Here is a 15,092-nt window from a genome sequence, read left to right on the forward strand (position 1 = left end):
AAAGCAAAGGACTTGAAAAGTGAACAAGCAACTACTAATCTACGAACAGACAACGCCCATTACCCAGGAAAGACATGGCAACTGGTCAGTCAAAACAGGCACAGACTACAGTTTTGCACGACAGATCAATTCAGTCCCCTTAATGGCGGTGGAGTTTCCCAAAGCAGTGACAGAATATGCCATTGTGTTTACGGAGACAGAAACATCGGTGATGGCAGTGGCTATCTTGGGAATTAAAGAGCAGGAAAACCTTTACCTCACAGAAAAAGGAGATTGGCAAGCAAAATATATTCCCGCTTTTATCCGACGTTATCCGTTTGTATTTTCTAGTAATGACGAGGGAAATACTTTTACACTTTGCATTGATGAAGGGTTTGCTGGGTGTAATCAAGAAGGACGTGGCGAGCGACTTTTTGATACCGAAGGAGCACAAACCCAATATCTAGAAAGTGTTCTGGCATTTCTCAAAGAATTCCAGATGCAACATCAGCGCACACAACTCTTTTGCAATAAGCTCAAAGCACTAGATTTGCTCGAACCAATGAGGGCCAAGTTTACCCTAGATACAGGCGAGCAATCATCTTTAGCAGGTTTTATGGCAGTTAACCGCAATCGCTTAAATCAGCTTTCGGGGGAGCAGCTTGTAGACCTTTTACAGACAAATGAACTGGAATTGCTCTACTTACATCTACAATCAATGCGTAATTTCAACACAATGGTGGAACGAATTGCACAATGAATACCCAAAATGCACTCGCCTACCTCTGCGTTGATGATTTTATTAATACATTCGTCAAGGCGCAAGTACTAAAAAGTGCTTTTGAAATCGGAGCAATCGACTATTTACAGCAAAATCAACCTTGTACGCTGGATACTCTCGAACGCAAACTTCTAAGCGATCGCACGGGAATAGCCTTATTGCTCGATTTACTCAAGATCAATGGGGCAATCGAAGAAGACAACGGTCAGATCCAACTCAGTTCCCAATTTGCGATCGCTTTACAGTATCGCGATTTGCTGCAAGTTAAACTTGACTTCGCCAATTGGATTGCGCCTGACTTTGCCAACCACTTCACCTTATTACTGGAAAATTCACGCCAATTCATGGAGCGATCGCGCCTCTTCGATCTGTTTGGCTATCACCGATGTTTTGAACCAACTTCTGAAAACTATGAATTAACAAAGCGTTGGCTGCGAATCACCACAACCCTAACCAAGTATGAGGCACAGGTATGTTTGCAATATCATGACTTTAGCCAGTACAAACGCATTCTGGATATTGGCGGTAATAGTGGTGAATTTGTCCTACAAATCTGCAAGCAACACCCAAAGCTACTAGCAACGGTGATTGATTTACCTCTGGTTTGCGATCTCGGTCAAGCTCACATAGCACAAGAACCAGAAGCTAACAGAATCAACTTTATCAAAGGAAATGCCTTAGTAGATTCTTTGTCCACAGAATTTAATCTAATTACTTTTAAATCCATACTTCACGATTGGCCAGAAGAAGCATCTGAGCAATTCATTGCCAATGCCAGTAAATCCCTAGCACCTGGCGGCACATTACTGATCTTTGAAAGAGGGAAAATAGAATTGACAGATAAACCCTTGCCTTATTCTTTACTTCCTATGCTCCTCTTATTTCGTTATTTTCGTTCTCCCTTAGTTTACCAAAGACAATTAAAGGCTCAAGGGTTTGAGGAGATCACTATCCAATCAATTAACCTGGAAATGCCATTCTTTCTCATCGTCGCCAAGAAAAGCAAAGTTTAATCAAAACATAAAACATTATAATCTTTTATCTCAAAACTATTAATCTGGAAACTTATGGGATATTTTGACCCCAAACAATATGTCGAATTCACCATGCACTTTCGCTGCAACCTCAAATGCGAACATTGCATGATTGAAGGGACAATGGATTGGCTCAAACCGGAATCGATGGAACGCTTTCAGGAAATCCTGAGCTATAATCAGCAACACCGATGCTGGAAGGGTGCAATCTTTACAGGCTCGGAAATTACCCTCAGTTCAAACTTACCAGATTTAGCTCGCATGGCTCGCCAGAACGGATTCGAGCATGTTCGCATCCAAACTAACGGCATCCGTCTAGCAGACGAGAATTATTGCCGGGAATTAGTAGAGGCGGGTATCGATGAATACTTTGTTAGTGTCATGGCAGCAGATGCCGAAACCCACGATGCGATCGCACTTGTTAGGGGAGCTTTTGCGAAGATGATGCGCGGATTAGAAAATTTAGATGCCTATGAGAATGTATTCCTATTAACAAATACAGTCATAACCAAGCGTAGTTACCGTGACTTGCCTAGAATAGTAGATTGTTTAGCACACCTACGCAGATTGGTACAAATGGATTTTTGGAATTACTGGCCGATGAATGAAACGGATGAAAAAGACCTGATAGTTCCGTATACAGAGATACTTCCTTTTCTCAAGGAAGCGATCGCCAAAGCTTGGCAAAAAGGTCTGGCGATAGAAGTCAAAAACTTTCCAGAGTGTCTTTTAGGAGAGTATAGCAAAGCTTTAAACAACGATCAACCCAAGCTTTTTATTGATGATGCTTTTTGGACAGAGTTCATGCGTAACGGTTTTTTTCAGTGTATTCACCGAGAAAAATGTGGTTCTCGTCAGTGTCTTGGACTGAATACAGCCTACATCAAAAAGTTCGGCTGGCAGGAAGATATTCTCTCTCCTCTGCCAATACAAACTCCATTCCTAGCCTAAAAGGACAGTGCATTTTCCCAATCCCCATACAGAATCAACAGTTGCATCGGCGCAAAAGCTTTTAGAACTGATTACGAATCTCAAAGTTCCCTACGGCTATGAGCAATCATTGAGAATTTGTCAGCAAACCCTGCTTGCAGATCGCTTCCTCTTGAGTATCAGCAAACGATCGCTGGGAGATAACCCTCATGGAAGACTTCTAGATTTATGTTCTGATTTGGCTATGCCTGAGGAGTTTCTAGCGTCAAGCAAACAGCATTTAGACTTGACAAAATTTGTCCATTTTGGCTTTGAGGAAAATCACAACAAAAGTCTCTACAAAGTTTATCTAGAATTGGACAATCATGAGGATACTAATAATCGCGATCGCATGCTTTTGCATTTAAGCTTTAAGTGGAATCCTTTAAAGAAATCTGACAAGATTATTACTAAATACTACCGATATCCTGCTCTATCAGTCCAGGATATTGTTAACAAGCTCTCACAGATCTATCCGGATAATGCACATTCAGAATCCCTTGCTATTAGTAATATTATTCTCGAAATTGCTGCTAACCGTTCAGGTGATAATGGACTAAGTTATCTAGAAATAATAGAAGAAAATAACTCTAGAAAATCCTACGATCTCAACATTTATCCAGCAAAACTCCGAGTGCGGGAAATACAACAGATTCTCGTCAGAATGTTCCGTTACTATTCCATTTCCGAAAATTTGTTTTTGCCTCATTATACTCAAATTAAAGACAAGTTCTTGGGACATATCGCCGGTGGAATACACCGTGATGGTCAGAATTTCTTCAACATTTATTATGGACTTGAAGGCAGATGATGTTAAGAAAGCTAGATGAGGATGACTTTGAGTATACGACTGCTCAAGATAAATATTTTAATTACTGTTTATGGCCATATATGCCAGTAGCTACAGTAGAAAATAAGTTACGCCCCGTCAATTTACTGTTTCATTCCTTTCAAATCGTAGGAGTTGACGAGCGGGCTTTTCAAATTGTTCAATCTATTCGTGAGGCAATTGGACTATTTCAAACAGTCTGGGGTATCAAATGGCTAGGAAATCGCTTGGTTTGGGAATTTTATTTCTACGATTATCAAAGACGAGAAAGAAATATCTCGATGCAGCGAGTTTTAGAGGTGATCGCTCCGTACATTGATTGCGATGTTTCACCAAGGGATAGTTTTCCCTATTTCATGTTTTCCCTAGATATTGACCAAGAACTTGTTTCTGGTACTCGTAAACTAGAAACAATTAATATGTATATTGGCAACCCAGGGAGTACAGTTTCTTCAGGAATTGCCTATGCGATCGGCGATCGCCAAACCCAGTTGGAAAACTTCTACTTTTTTTTCAATGCAGCGCAACAACTCTCCGATGTCGCATCAAAAATCTGTTGTTCTGCTCATATTGACTGTCAGCAAATCGATATCCACCAGATTCTCTGGCCAGAACTACAAAACTGCCAAACAATCTGTCTAGCAAACAAGCAACAATGCGACACAGTTTATTTCTCTGGTATTAATGTAGATCAGTTGCTCATCTTTTTGACAAAACTGGGCTATCCGACTAAAATCATCGAGTTTGTCAAGATTAACAGGGCAAAGCTCAGTCATTTACTGTATGATGTGGGCTTCGACTATAGGGCAGAAAAAGAAAATATTGTAATTCTTAAAAGTGGTTACTACGGTATATTTTGATGCTTATGGAATTTGACTTGAATGTACAATGCAACTATAACTTTGACTTGGTGCAAAGATAGTTTACAAAGGTTGCTCAGGCGATTGCCTTAGTTCCGGATTAATTCGAGAAGCTATCCACGCGCAGATATCGCCAGACATCAGAAGACTTGTCCGAAATATTAACTTAGGAAAAGAAAAATGGTAAAACGTTTAAGTAAGTGTCTATCATTTTTCTGTATTAGTTATGATTTTTGATTATATCCAGAAGTATCCACACCAAACGAAACAAATTCTAGGGATTAGTTACGAGCAGTTGCAATCACTGTTAAATTGTGCCATAAATCGTTATACCAATTCTCTATGAAGATGCATAGAATAAAGCTTCGTGAAATAGAGCTTCAAGAATGAAGTCATAACAGGTCAAAAAGGAGATTAACTCGGAAGACATTTGAGCTAGCTCATGTTGAACCCGTTGGCGCAATTCTTGTAAATTTGAGAAATTCTCACCCTTGAACTGACGCTTAATAAACTGCCATAATCTTTCAATTGGGTTGAGTTGAGGACTATGAGATGGTTGAAAAATAGGGATGAGATTTTCAGGCCAAGCCAGTGCCAAAGCTTGATGAGCAGAAGCTTGATCCATTTGCATTAAAGCCATATCATCACCCAATTCAAGAGAAAGGGCATCAATAAATTTTTGAAAATTCTCACTATCGAGATGAGGATATTCCCGACAAAAATGCCATCCTGCCAACGGTTCGACCACCCCATACAGCCAGAACGCTTTTCTTGGCCACTGTACACTGACTATGGGTTTCACACCACGAGCCGTAATCACTCGCCCAGTTTCTGTTTTTAGCCCTAGTCTGGTTTCATCCTGACACAGGTAACGCAGTCGCTTGCCAATGCCTTAAAGGTTTTGCAAAGTTAGTAAAGCTAGAGGAATGTTTTTTTAAACAGACTCACTGCTTCTTCATTTTGCTCTTTACTAACAGGTCTAGGTACTTTGAGTGTTGCCTTGAGTTGATAGCGTACTAAGCGATAGATCGTTTTATATTTGACTTGCAGATGAAATTCCTGCTCCAACCACTCCACAATTTGACCATAACTGCTAAAACCCTGTGGGCATTCCAGTCTTGCTACCAGCTTTTTGAGGATTTCTTCTGGAATTTTAGGTGTTGCTCCTGGGGCAGTTTTCACCTCTAGAAGTTTTTCTAGTCCCCCTTGTCGATACCTTTGTAACCATCTTGTTAATGTTGAACCATCTCTACCTAGCCTTTGACTTAATTCCTTGTGCTGCGTTACTTGTCTTGTTTTTATCTACCACAGCATTTGTAAACGTTCTTTTTCAAAGGCGGTGCGAGCTTTCTTGAGACTTTTGGATAAATACTCTGCACTCTCGCTTATGTCTAGATTGAAAGACCTTCTCATTGTTTGCTTGTACTGTTTTATCTTCCATATTCTCTATTCTACATTTCTATGCAGCCTCATATAGAATTGGTATGAACACCCATCAAACTTAAATGATTTAATTGCACAAGCACTACATCTCATTCCTCAAAACTATACAACTAGTTATATTATCGAAAAGGCTTTTCTAGCTAAATATCTTCGCTCCGGGCTGAAAAAAATAAATAATAACCACTGCAACAATTAAGTTGAGTAGCTGCGTGCGGTCTTTTCTATCTGATAGCAGATTTTAATGATGATGTCGCTCCTTGTCTGGAGATATACGACCTAGAAATGCAAGAGAGAGTGGATATTTTGGTTGAGCAGTCAACTCATAACTAATAACATCTATAACGTTGTTAAATAGTTGAGTCCTAACCTTGGTTCCCGTTGTGCTTTGGAAATACTAACGTATAGTTGATTTTTAGCAAGTCTAAACATTTTGGTAGTGGTAAATATGTAGTGATAATAGAGATTTAGTAACTAAAATTATTTCTTTTTAGCTTTGGATAAAAAGACTAGAAAAATAGTTGGAGTTTACATAAGCGAGCGCAGCGAAGATGGAGCTAGAGGATTATGTAGTGGGGAGAGGGGAGGAAGCTTTGGGTAAATCAATTGAGAAGACACATCCTTGATAGGGGATATCCCGAACTGAGAGTACACCCTTGTTTAGGGACACGGCGCGTCGTGAAATTGTAAGCCCAATCCCCAATCCTGATCTATCTGTTCCCATCTGAGAAAAAGCCTTAAAAAGTTCTTCCACCTCACCAGGCGGGAGTCCTCCACATTGATCCTCTATTTCAATCAAAACACGCCCACCTACAGCCTTACCGCGTATCCATACAATCCCACCCTGCTTCGTAAACTTAATGGCATTTTGAACCAGATTCGATAAGGCAGATATTATTAGGTGACGATCTATTAAAACCTCCAATTCCGGCGCTACCTCAACACACACCTTAATTGATTTCGCACTTGCTTCAAACCATGCAGTAGCCTCAACTTCACTGACTAGGTGAATAACTCGACATCTCTGATATTGTCGGGTTGATTCGTTCCGCAGTCGCACCTCAACAAGTGAACGATCAATAATGTCTCTCATACGCCTATGGGCATTTTCAAGAATACGAGATGTACTTCCATTGGTTCCGACTTTCCCTGTAATTATAAGGTGGGAAGCTAAAGTAGCGGAGGTCAAAGCATTTCGCAACTCATGTGCTAGAAATCCCAGACGTAGAACCTCATCCCGCTCTGCATTCTCGCGCTGACCTCGATTAAACTCTGTAACCGCTTCAGCGATAGCGATATCGAGGCAGAAATTTAATCGATTGAATTCACGAGGGGATGTTGTTTGATTAGTATTCTCCTGAATATACTCAGTGATAGCTTGACAAATAGCGCCGTAGCCATGAACAACCTGAGAAATGCTGTAGCCAAGTTTTAACGACTCCTTCCCCCGGCGCTCTGCTGCGGCTCTGTGAAGACTTTCTATAGAATTGTTATTTGCTTTCCCAGATTCATCTATATCAGCATCAGCACGTAATACCTGAATGAGTTCATCGTAGAACACAGGTAATCCTCTTTCCATTTCGTCGCTCGAACTCATGGAATCAGCAAGACGCGCGATCTTTTTTGAACATAAGGCGAGAATTTCGTCACGTTCTTCTAAGAGAAATTCATGTAACATAGTTAATTGCCCACATTCTAAATCATGTCCCTAACCGCTATGTAGTCGAAGGGGTACAGGAATTATCCAGTATCCTCAAAAGCCGCTACTCTTCCCTTTACAGGAGCAGATACAGATAGAAACAGTGGTTCACGGTAGTATTCTGCATATTCTACGCGAAAACGCTGATTGGCTAAGTCGCCAAATCCGAAATCTGTCTCTTGTTGGGTCAGTTATGCTCCCTATTCTGATTTAATTACTTCATACTCTTGGGTAACAATACTGAAGCAGTAATTAATGTAACGGCAGCAAGAAATACGTTTACAAATTTCATAATTTTTTGATCGCGAATCTACTAACCAGATTTACTGTGACATTCTGCTGTTGGAAATCAAGGTTGAATTGTGTCTGACTTGTATAAGTTGTACTGAAAGCCTTCAAATCGTTACAAAAATCTCAAATTTAGTTGCTTCAAATTAGGATTCAGAGAGTACTATGGATATCTGAGGGTGGCAGCTATTAAGCTCTCCAACACAATAATTAAAATGGAAAGCTTAAAAGCACTCTCTCGCTACAATATCCTTGCTACTCTATTCTTATTCTGTTAGCTACCCAAACTCGAATTACTGAAAAATAATGGGAGTGCAAAACAGTATGGTAATCAAACATCAAGAAAAAATTATTACCCTTTGGATCGTTTTCTTGTTGGGACTTCTCTTTCACAGTCAGTTGGGATTAATGCCTCTTTTTCACGGTCTTGGTGTAGCTGACTCCCACGCACAAAGCATAGCAGAAGTTGCCCCGATTATGTGGTTAATGTTGGGCTTTTTTGTGTTCCCGATAGCTGCGATCATTGCTACTGTGTTTACTGACTCGAGTCGCTACCGAAGCATTCACTTTGGTTTAACCATATTATATACCGTACTAAATTTTTGCCATCTTGTTGCAGATTCAGTGGTGCAACCGATCGCTTGGTATCAGGTTGTGCTTATGCTGATTTTGTTCATCATCGGTCTGTTACTCAACCTTGTTTCCTTCCAGTGGATGAAAGTTCGTCTGGTTAAGAGACCTCCAAAGAATAAATTATTCCAAAAAGAACAAGAAACAGAATTTATTCAAGAATAATGATATATGGGTAGAGGCATACAGATTTATACTTCTACTACAGTCAATTTATATGTTGTAAATATTTTTTTTTAATGGAATTACACCATACGAGAGATAAACGCTCAAAAATTATTAAATAAAGGTTAAAAATAAAATATCTTAGTAAAACTTGTACAACTTATACACTAATCAAACGCTTGATTAAACATGATCTCTAATCTTAGAGTGTCATACTAACCTTTATCAACAAATTGACAAAGGTTAGTCAAATATATGCTTAATAAAGCTTTATTAACAACTCCTCGCAAATTCAGTATATCTACAACAATTAGTCAATCGATGATGAGTAAGCATTTTTGCCCTAACTGTTCAGACATTTTACTCCGTCATGTACGTTTGGGAGAACTTTACTGGCGCTGTAGTTACTGCTATCAGGAAATGCCCGTTTAGAAAGCGGGGGTAGTACGCTAACGTGCCATCAGCACTACCACTGACCGCCTCTGAGCAAGATATTCTTGAGATGCAATTAAGGGTGCAGTTTTCAAATCGGAGAAATCTTGAGGAGATAGCAAAGCAGTATCTACAATTTAATGCCAGCATCTTGAAACGAGAAGACTTGATTTTGACTGAACTTTATAATAACTCATCTAAAAATGGGGTTACAACGATCCGGCGAAATTGTTCGTAATATCATCTCCGGTTAATCTCAGATGTCGATGTTCTTGTTGTTCAGGAGGATAAAATCTATGAAATGGCAACAATTAATTCTGGTTTTTATAGCCAGTATTTGTTTAATATTTGCAGGCAATGCCCTGGCGCAGACTGATATTAATATTAACAATACCAACCTGATTCGCTTTGGTGGAAGCGTAACTGTACCAGAGAATCAAGTTGTTGAAAACGCCCTGGCTTTTGGAGGGAGTGTTACGGTATCACCTAATGCCAGAGTTTTGAAAACTGCGATCGCTTTTGGTGGGGATGTCATCCTAAAAAAAGGAGTGCGGGTAGATGGTGATGCTTACTCCTTTGGCGGCAAAATCGTACAGGAAGAAGGTGCGATCGTTAGTGGTGAACGTACCACATTCAGCGATCAACATGGGATGATGCATGGTTCCGATCGAGTCAGAATTAGCTTCTTCGCTCAATATTTCTTCAATGCCATTTTTAGAATTAGTGCCGCCGTAGTAGCAGCTATTCTCGGACTGATTATTTTGCATACCAGCCCACAGTTCCTACCGAACTTGGCTACAAAATTGCGTCAGCACCCTAGTTTGACTGGTTTATGGGGAATGGGGGCGATTGTCGCCATTCTCTTTTTCAGCGTGTTCCTGGCGATTACGCTTATTGGTATTCCCTTGATTCCACTACTAAGTCTGACTGCGCTCGTCACTTCTCTAGTCGGATCATTAGGCGTGGCACTTTTTGTCGGTCAACGCCTAGTCAGTAATCGCAATTGGTCTTTACAGCAGCAGTTCTTGGTGGGTTTGGCGATCCTAACGGTTCTGACACTAATTCCATTTTTTGGAGGGTTAGTAGTTTTCTTAGTTAATCTGTTTGGCTTGGGTGTCATCTTGCTGTGGAAATTTGGTAGAGAAAAACCTCAAATAGCTACTTAAATCAGCTATCTAAACTGCAAATTATGAATGCGTTAGCGTAGCTCACCGTAGGTATCGCCCTCATTCTATTTGCAATAGCAGAGATGACATTGTTTGTAGCGATCGCTCGGCTAGAAAAGAGTCGGACGATCGCACCGATCAACTAATTTCTTTACTTTAGCAACGCCTTCGTGCGATCACCATTTGTCGTCGCTTTATCTGTATTCGGTGTCATCACTGCTGCGATCGTCGTTGTTGGCAAAGTTGCTGGTTGTCAAATCGTCTAATTTTATTTTGGTGCCATACTCAATTTTATCTTGTTCAAAATTGATTTTCAGAACATTTATATCATATTCAATCAATTCATTCAGGAAATAAAACAACCATCCGTTACACTAAAACTTATATGGAAAATGAAACAAAATTGACGCTAATTAAAGTCATTCACACGTTGATATGGGTATTCTTCAACTTTGTGATTTTCTATATGCTTTATGCTGCCATCACCAATAAACTCGAACTCTGGCTCTGGATTGGTTATGGATTTGTATTTCTAGAAGGGCTAACCCTACTAACGTTTAAATTACACTGCCCATTAAATCTGCTTGCCCGAAAATATTCAAATTCCAAAAAGGACAACTTTGATATTTATCTTCCAAGTTGGTTAGCCAAATATACTAAGTTAATCTATACATCTATTTTCATAATCATTCTTATCATAACAATCTATCAAATTCTGAATTAACAACCATAGGTAAGCATCATGTGTATAAAATGGATTGCAATGATTGGTGTTTTAATCATAGTCTGCCTCGGACTTGCTGCGATCTATGGTAGCTATCGCTGGCAGTCAAACACTGAGAACTTACGAGCCAAATTAATAAATGGACGGCGAACAATTAAGCCCCAAATCTATGAGCAAAAAGAAATTGAAGGCTTACCAGAACCCGTACAGCGATTTTTTCGGACAGTACTCAAGGATGGACAACCGATTGTGGCTGTGGTCAAGCTCTCTCAGCAAGGACAGTTCAATCTGAATGAAACGGAAGCCAAGTGGAATCCGTTTACTGCCAGTCAACTTGTGATGACTCAACGCCTCGGTTTTGATTGGGATGCACGCATCCAGATGGCTCCAGGAGTTAATGCCTTTGTTCATGATACCTATCTCTTAGGAGAAGGTAACTTACACGCATCATTACTTGGTCTTTTTACGGTTGCAAAAATACACAGTACGCCTGAAGCAAACCAAGGTGAATTATTGCGGTTCTTTGCTGAGGCAACTTGGTATCCTACTGCCCTATTACCGAGTCAGGGTGTGCGCTGGGAAGCGATTGATGATACCTCTGCTCGCGCTACTTTGACGGATGGTGCAACCACTGTTTCCCTAGTGTTTCAGTTTAATGCTGAAGGGGCGATCGCTACTTGTCGGGCTGAGGCTCGTTATCGTGACAAGCTGACTGCTATGCCTTGGGTTGGTCGATTCTGGGAATATTCAGTTTGTAATGGGATGCTTATTCCCTTAGAAGGCGAGGTGGGATGGGAGTATCCAGAAGGCACTCGGCTTTATTTTAAAGGAAGAACTACAGAGATTCACTATGAGTTCGCGTCTTGATGGACTGCAATCGAAACAAACATCATATTTGCACTTTTAATGTTGTTCTCATCTTATCTTGAATAGCCGAGTAACTCTGTATAGAATCCACCTGATGAAAAAAGCATCTTTTTTAACACAACCCTTGTTTTTATTAGGAATATCTTTATTTATTTATATAATGGCACTTAGCTTGCCAGCACTAACTTTTGAGATAATCGAACCCAAGACAATACACACAGGTTCAACTTATATCATGAAGGGGATTGAAGTTACGATTGGGGGAATACTTGGATTGTTATTTCTTCAAGCGCCGGCTATTGGCTGGTTGGCTAATCCACTTTATTGGTATTCCTGTAATTTTTTCGTCCAAAAGAAATACAAGTTCTCAATAGCTTCTGCTTTTTGTTCAATTATTGTAGGTTTTACAGGCACAATTTCAACATATTGGTTTGCGTTACCTAATGGTAGTAATCCTGATAGTCAGCCTCTATTAATTAAGTTACTTCCTGGTTTCTGGTTATGGCTTGCGGCTCCTGCTTTTGTGATGATTATTGCTAGTGGCTTTACTTATACAAAACACAAGAATCGCCTTCAAATAAAAAGTGTGAAGCTTCCCTAGACTTCGTGAGAGCAATTGTTAGCATGATTGAATTGGAAATTATCTCTAACTGAAAATACACCCACCGAAAAAAACCTGCAATTCTCCTAAATTGCCGCTACGTGAACAAGAGGTAACTGATGCCAACTACAACAGATTTTAAAGACTACTATGCCATTTTGGGAGTAAGCAAAACCGCAAAGACTGAAGAAATCAAACGGACTTACCGCAAACTTGCCCGCAAATATCATCCTGACCTCAATCCTGGAGATAAAGACGCAGAAACAAAGTTCAAAGAACTCAATGAAGCGAATGAGGTATTATCTGATCCAGAGAAGCGGCAGAAGTACGATCGCTTTGGTCAGCACTGGAATCACCCTGGTTACACTGAAGCGCCACCACCCAGTAGTTCTACTAATGTTGGTACAACCGACTTCGATCAGTATGGCGACTTTGATTCGTTTATCAACGATCTGCTGGGTCGAACGAGAGGTAAAACCTCCACTGGTGGTTTTGATGATTTTAATGGGGGATTTCGTTCTCAAGCTCCTGCACCAGATACTGAAGCTGTGATCGCACTCACATTTTCCGAAGCATTTCACGGTGTCCAAAAGCGTTTGCAACTCGACGACGAAACGATCAACGTCCGTATTCCCGCAGGTGCAAAACCAGGCAGTCGAATTCGGCTCAAGGGTAAAGGTCGTCCTAGTCCGTTCTCTCAACAGCGCGGCGATTTGTATTTAACTATCGAAGTGTTAACCCATCCCTTCTATCGATTTGAAGGCAATAACCTTGTTTGTGACATTCCAATTCGCCCTGATGAAGCGGTTTTAGGGGCAGAAATCAGCGTGCCTACCCCCGATGGTAGCGTGATGATGAAAGTTCCTAAAGGGGTGCGATCGGGGCAATCGCTCAGACTACGCGGTAAAGGCTGGACATTGCCAAAAGGGGGACGAGGTGATTTATTTGCCAAACTTCAGATTGTCACCCCGCAAGACCTGAGTGCGATCGAGCAAGAATACTACGAAAAAATCCAGGCAAACACTAGCTTTAACCCACGTACCCAATTAGAGGAGATAAAATTATGACCTTCAGCCTTTCAAAAACCGTAGTTTCACTCGAAGGCGAACAACTTTACAGCTTTGAATATGCTGCATTAATCACTAAGACTTCGATTACCCTGGTGAGGTTTTACGTTGAGTTAGGCGTAATTGAACCCATTGGTGATTTACTGCATTCCCGCGAGATTGCGCGAATTGCTCAGATTCAACGCTTGCGTCGAGATTTGGGGCTGAACTTAGTCGGAGCGGCAATGGTGTTAGATATGACGAGTGAAATCGCTCAATTACGGGCACAGCTAAAAGTCTATCAGTCTCATTCATCGAACTCGTTATGAGCTATCTGAACCAATGGTCAGAGCTTGCATTAGATTATGAGCGCAGCGAAGTGCTGCAACAGTTGGAAGATTGGCTAGAAACGCCGATGCTGGTGCTGGGCTTTGCTTGGTTGGTTGGGACTTTTTATCGTTGAGCTAGTTTGGGGGCTGAATCCTCTATTAGAAGCGAGTCTCTTTCAGAAAGGCTTGTCTGCGACACGCTCCCGCGTTCGCCAACGCTGCTATCATTTGGATCGCCTTTATCGTAGATTTTGGGATCAAATTTCTCCTCGCTCTTCGCAGAATTTCTTATCTTTGACATAACTGGTTGACTGCTTTTTCACTATTTATTCCAGCGCTGCGATGTCCACTGGACTACTTACCAGTTCCGCTAATGGGGACTTGAAATCATCCCTTTTCCCCCCAGCGCTAATATGGTCGTGCATTTTTATTGTCAGCTTTACACAGCAAAGATTTTGAAAGTTAAGTGGCGGCTAAGGACAGCCTCGTTAATTTCACCCCTACTTATTAGTCTTTGGCATTGCACGAATGGCACGCTTGTAAAGGGAAAATCATTAAGGCAGCTCTTGTGCAGAGGAGCAGAGGAGCAGGGGAGAAAGAAGAAGTTTAAGGTATACGAACGGATATTTAAAAATTCCCCTCTGCACCCCTGCACCTCTGCAATCCTTACGCTGCAAACCCTTTAGCTTAACAAGCGTGCCATTCGGCATTGCACTGTCAAGAGTTTTCGCCAATTCTAAGTTCCTGTTTGGAACGCTTGAGTGCTTCAAATAAGACCTGAATCTGGGTATAAGCCTCTTTCTGGGAAATTGTACCTTGGTTGCTTAATCCATAGATGTCGCTAATCTGGTGCGTAAATTCCTTTACATTAGCGTTAAAAACGAGGTTATCTAGGGTAAATTCTCCCTTATAGCTATTCATAAACTCTTGCCCTAAAGATAATTAAAAAGACTGATTTATTAAACAGAATTCAGGAGTCAGGAGTCAGAATTCAGCAATGTTTTCTGTGCGACACTTCGACAGGCTCAGTGCATCGCTGGCGGATAGCGCAGCGTAAAGCCTTCTCTTCGAGAGGCTTGTCTGCGACACGCTCCGCGAACGCCAACGGCATGGCTTCGCTTAGAGCGAGTCTGCGAGCGTCTGAATAATTGGGTTTAAGACCCCCACCAAATTGAAAATTTGGTGGTGCAACAATTCAGTGGCGGGTCTGAATCCCCGACTGATAGCGTTCGCGTTGGCGAAGCGTCTCGTAG

The 15,092-nt window shown here is 41.0% G+C and carries 15 protein-coding genes and 2 pseudogenes; 12 read left to right on the forward strand and 5 right to left on the reverse strand.

Translation table 11 applies throughout. The features are described 5' to 3' along the window. Positions 1–19: 19 nt before the first annotated feature. The 5 genes from G1O98_RS14775 to G1O98_RS14795 are packed head-to-tail and all read left to right on the forward strand — an operon-like array spanning position 20 to position 4,452. The gene (locus tag G1O98_RS14775) at positions 20–739 is read left to right on the forward strand and encodes a SapC family protein (protein WP_163929493.1); all 720 of its coding nucleotides are present in this window, start codon (positions 20–22) and stop codon (positions 737–739) included. After that, a complete protein-coding gene (locus G1O98_RS14780) occupies positions 736–1,773 on the forward strand; it encodes a methyltransferase (RefSeq protein ID WP_163929494.1) in 1,038 nt (345 codons plus the stop codon). The genes G1O98_RS14775 and G1O98_RS14780 overlap by 4 nt, the downstream gene beginning before the upstream one ends. A 54-nt stretch (positions 1,774–1,827) precedes the next feature. Continuing rightward, positions 1,828–2,745, forward strand: a complete 918-nt coding sequence (locus G1O98_RS14785) for a radical SAM protein (RefSeq protein ID WP_163929495.1) — start codon at positions 1,828–1,830, stop codon at positions 2,743–2,745. A 7-nt stretch (positions 2,746–2,752) separates the two neighbouring features. Continuing rightward, positions 2,753–3,574 carry a hypothetical protein gene (locus G1O98_RS14790; RefSeq protein ID WP_163929496.1) on the forward strand — a complete coding sequence of 274 codons (822 nt, stop codon included), beginning with the start codon at positions 2,753–2,755 and terminating at the stop codon, positions 3,572–3,574. Continuing rightward, positions 3,571–4,452, forward strand: coding sequence for a hypothetical protein (locus tag G1O98_RS14795; protein WP_163929497.1), 882 nt, complete (start codon positions 3,571–3,573; stop codon positions 4,450–4,452). Before G1O98_RS14790 ends, G1O98_RS14795 begins: the two co-directional genes overlap by 4 nt. 340 nt (positions 4,453–4,792) lie before the next feature. On the opposite strand, the gene G1O98_RS14800 is transcribed toward G1O98_RS14795, so the two are convergent. From G1O98_RS14800 to G1O98_RS14815, 4 genes and pseudogenes are all read right to left on the reverse strand, one after another. Next, on the reverse strand, positions 4,793–5,272 hold the full coding sequence (locus tag G1O98_RS14800) for a transposase (RefSeq protein ID WP_345940554.1): 480 nt from the start codon (positions 5,270–5,272) through the stop codon (positions 4,793–4,795). 98 nt (positions 5,273–5,370) lie between these two features. Continuing rightward, positions 5,371–5,634 (reverse strand): winged helix-turn-helix domain-containing protein, encoded by a 264-nt coding sequence (locus G1O98_RS41130; protein ID WP_345940555.1) that lies wholly within the window; start codon positions 5,632–5,634, stop codon positions 5,371–5,373. Positions 5,635–6,151: 517 nt separating this feature from the next. Then, positions 6,152–6,327 (reverse strand): annotated as a pseudogene (locus G1O98_RS39990) (glycosyltransferase family 4 protein); the annotation flags it as partial. Between the two features lie 130 nt (positions 6,328–6,457). Continuing rightward, the gene (locus G1O98_RS14815) at positions 6,458–7,570 is read right to left on the reverse strand and encodes a HAMP domain-containing sensor histidine kinase (protein ID WP_163929498.1); all 1,113 of its coding nucleotides are present in this window, start codon (positions 7,568–7,570) and stop codon (positions 6,458–6,460) included. 633 nt (positions 7,571–8,203) lie between these two features. On the opposite strand from G1O98_RS14815, the gene G1O98_RS14820 reads away from it, so the two are divergent. From G1O98_RS14820 to G1O98_RS14850, 7 genes and pseudogenes are all read left to right on the forward strand, one after another. Continuing rightward, positions 8,204–8,674, forward strand: coding sequence for a hypothetical protein (locus G1O98_RS14820; RefSeq protein WP_163929499.1), 471 nt, complete (start codon positions 8,204–8,206; stop codon positions 8,672–8,674). 728 nt (positions 8,675–9,402) lie between these two features. After that, complete coding sequence (locus tag G1O98_RS14825) at positions 9,403–10,272, forward strand: hypothetical protein (protein ID WP_163929500.1); 870 nt, start codon at positions 9,403–9,405, stop codon at positions 10,270–10,272. A 742-nt stretch (positions 10,273–11,014) separates the two neighbouring features. Continuing rightward, complete coding sequence (locus G1O98_RS14830) at positions 11,015–11,863, forward strand: DUF6544 family protein (protein WP_163929501.1); 849 nt, start codon at positions 11,015–11,017, stop codon at positions 11,861–11,863. Positions 11,864–11,957: 94 nt separating this feature from the next. Next, complete coding sequence (locus G1O98_RS14835; RefSeq protein WP_163929502.1) at positions 11,958–12,464, forward strand: hypothetical protein; 507 nt, start codon at positions 11,958–11,960, stop codon at positions 12,462–12,464. Between the two features lie 119 nt (positions 12,465–12,583). Continuing rightward, positions 12,584–13,531 (forward strand): DnaJ C-terminal domain-containing protein, encoded by a 948-nt coding sequence (locus tag G1O98_RS14840; protein WP_163929503.1) that lies wholly within the window; start codon positions 12,584–12,586, stop codon positions 13,529–13,531. Further along, positions 13,528–13,839 (forward strand): chaperone modulator CbpM, encoded by a 312-nt coding sequence (locus G1O98_RS14845; protein WP_163929504.1) that lies wholly within the window; start codon positions 13,528–13,530, stop codon positions 13,837–13,839. The genes G1O98_RS14840 and G1O98_RS14845 overlap by 4 nt, the downstream gene beginning before the upstream one ends. Beyond that, positions 13,836–14,134: pseudogene (locus G1O98_RS14850) on the forward strand (hypothetical protein); the annotation flags it as partial. The gene G1O98_RS14845 and the pseudogene G1O98_RS14850, both read left to right, overlap by 4 nt. 422 nt (positions 14,135–14,556) lie before the next feature. Here G1O98_RS14850 and G1O98_RS14855 read toward each other — a convergent pair. Beyond that, positions 14,557–14,760, reverse strand: a complete 204-nt coding sequence (locus tag G1O98_RS14855) for a hypothetical protein (RefSeq protein WP_163929505.1) — start codon at positions 14,758–14,760, stop codon at positions 14,557–14,559. Positions 14,761–15,092 lie beyond the last annotated feature (332 nt).

The organism is Nostoc sp. UIC 10630, assembly GCF_010747425.1.
GTDB lineage: Bacteria > Cyanobacteriota > Cyanobacteriia > Cyanobacteriales > Nostocaceae > Nostoc.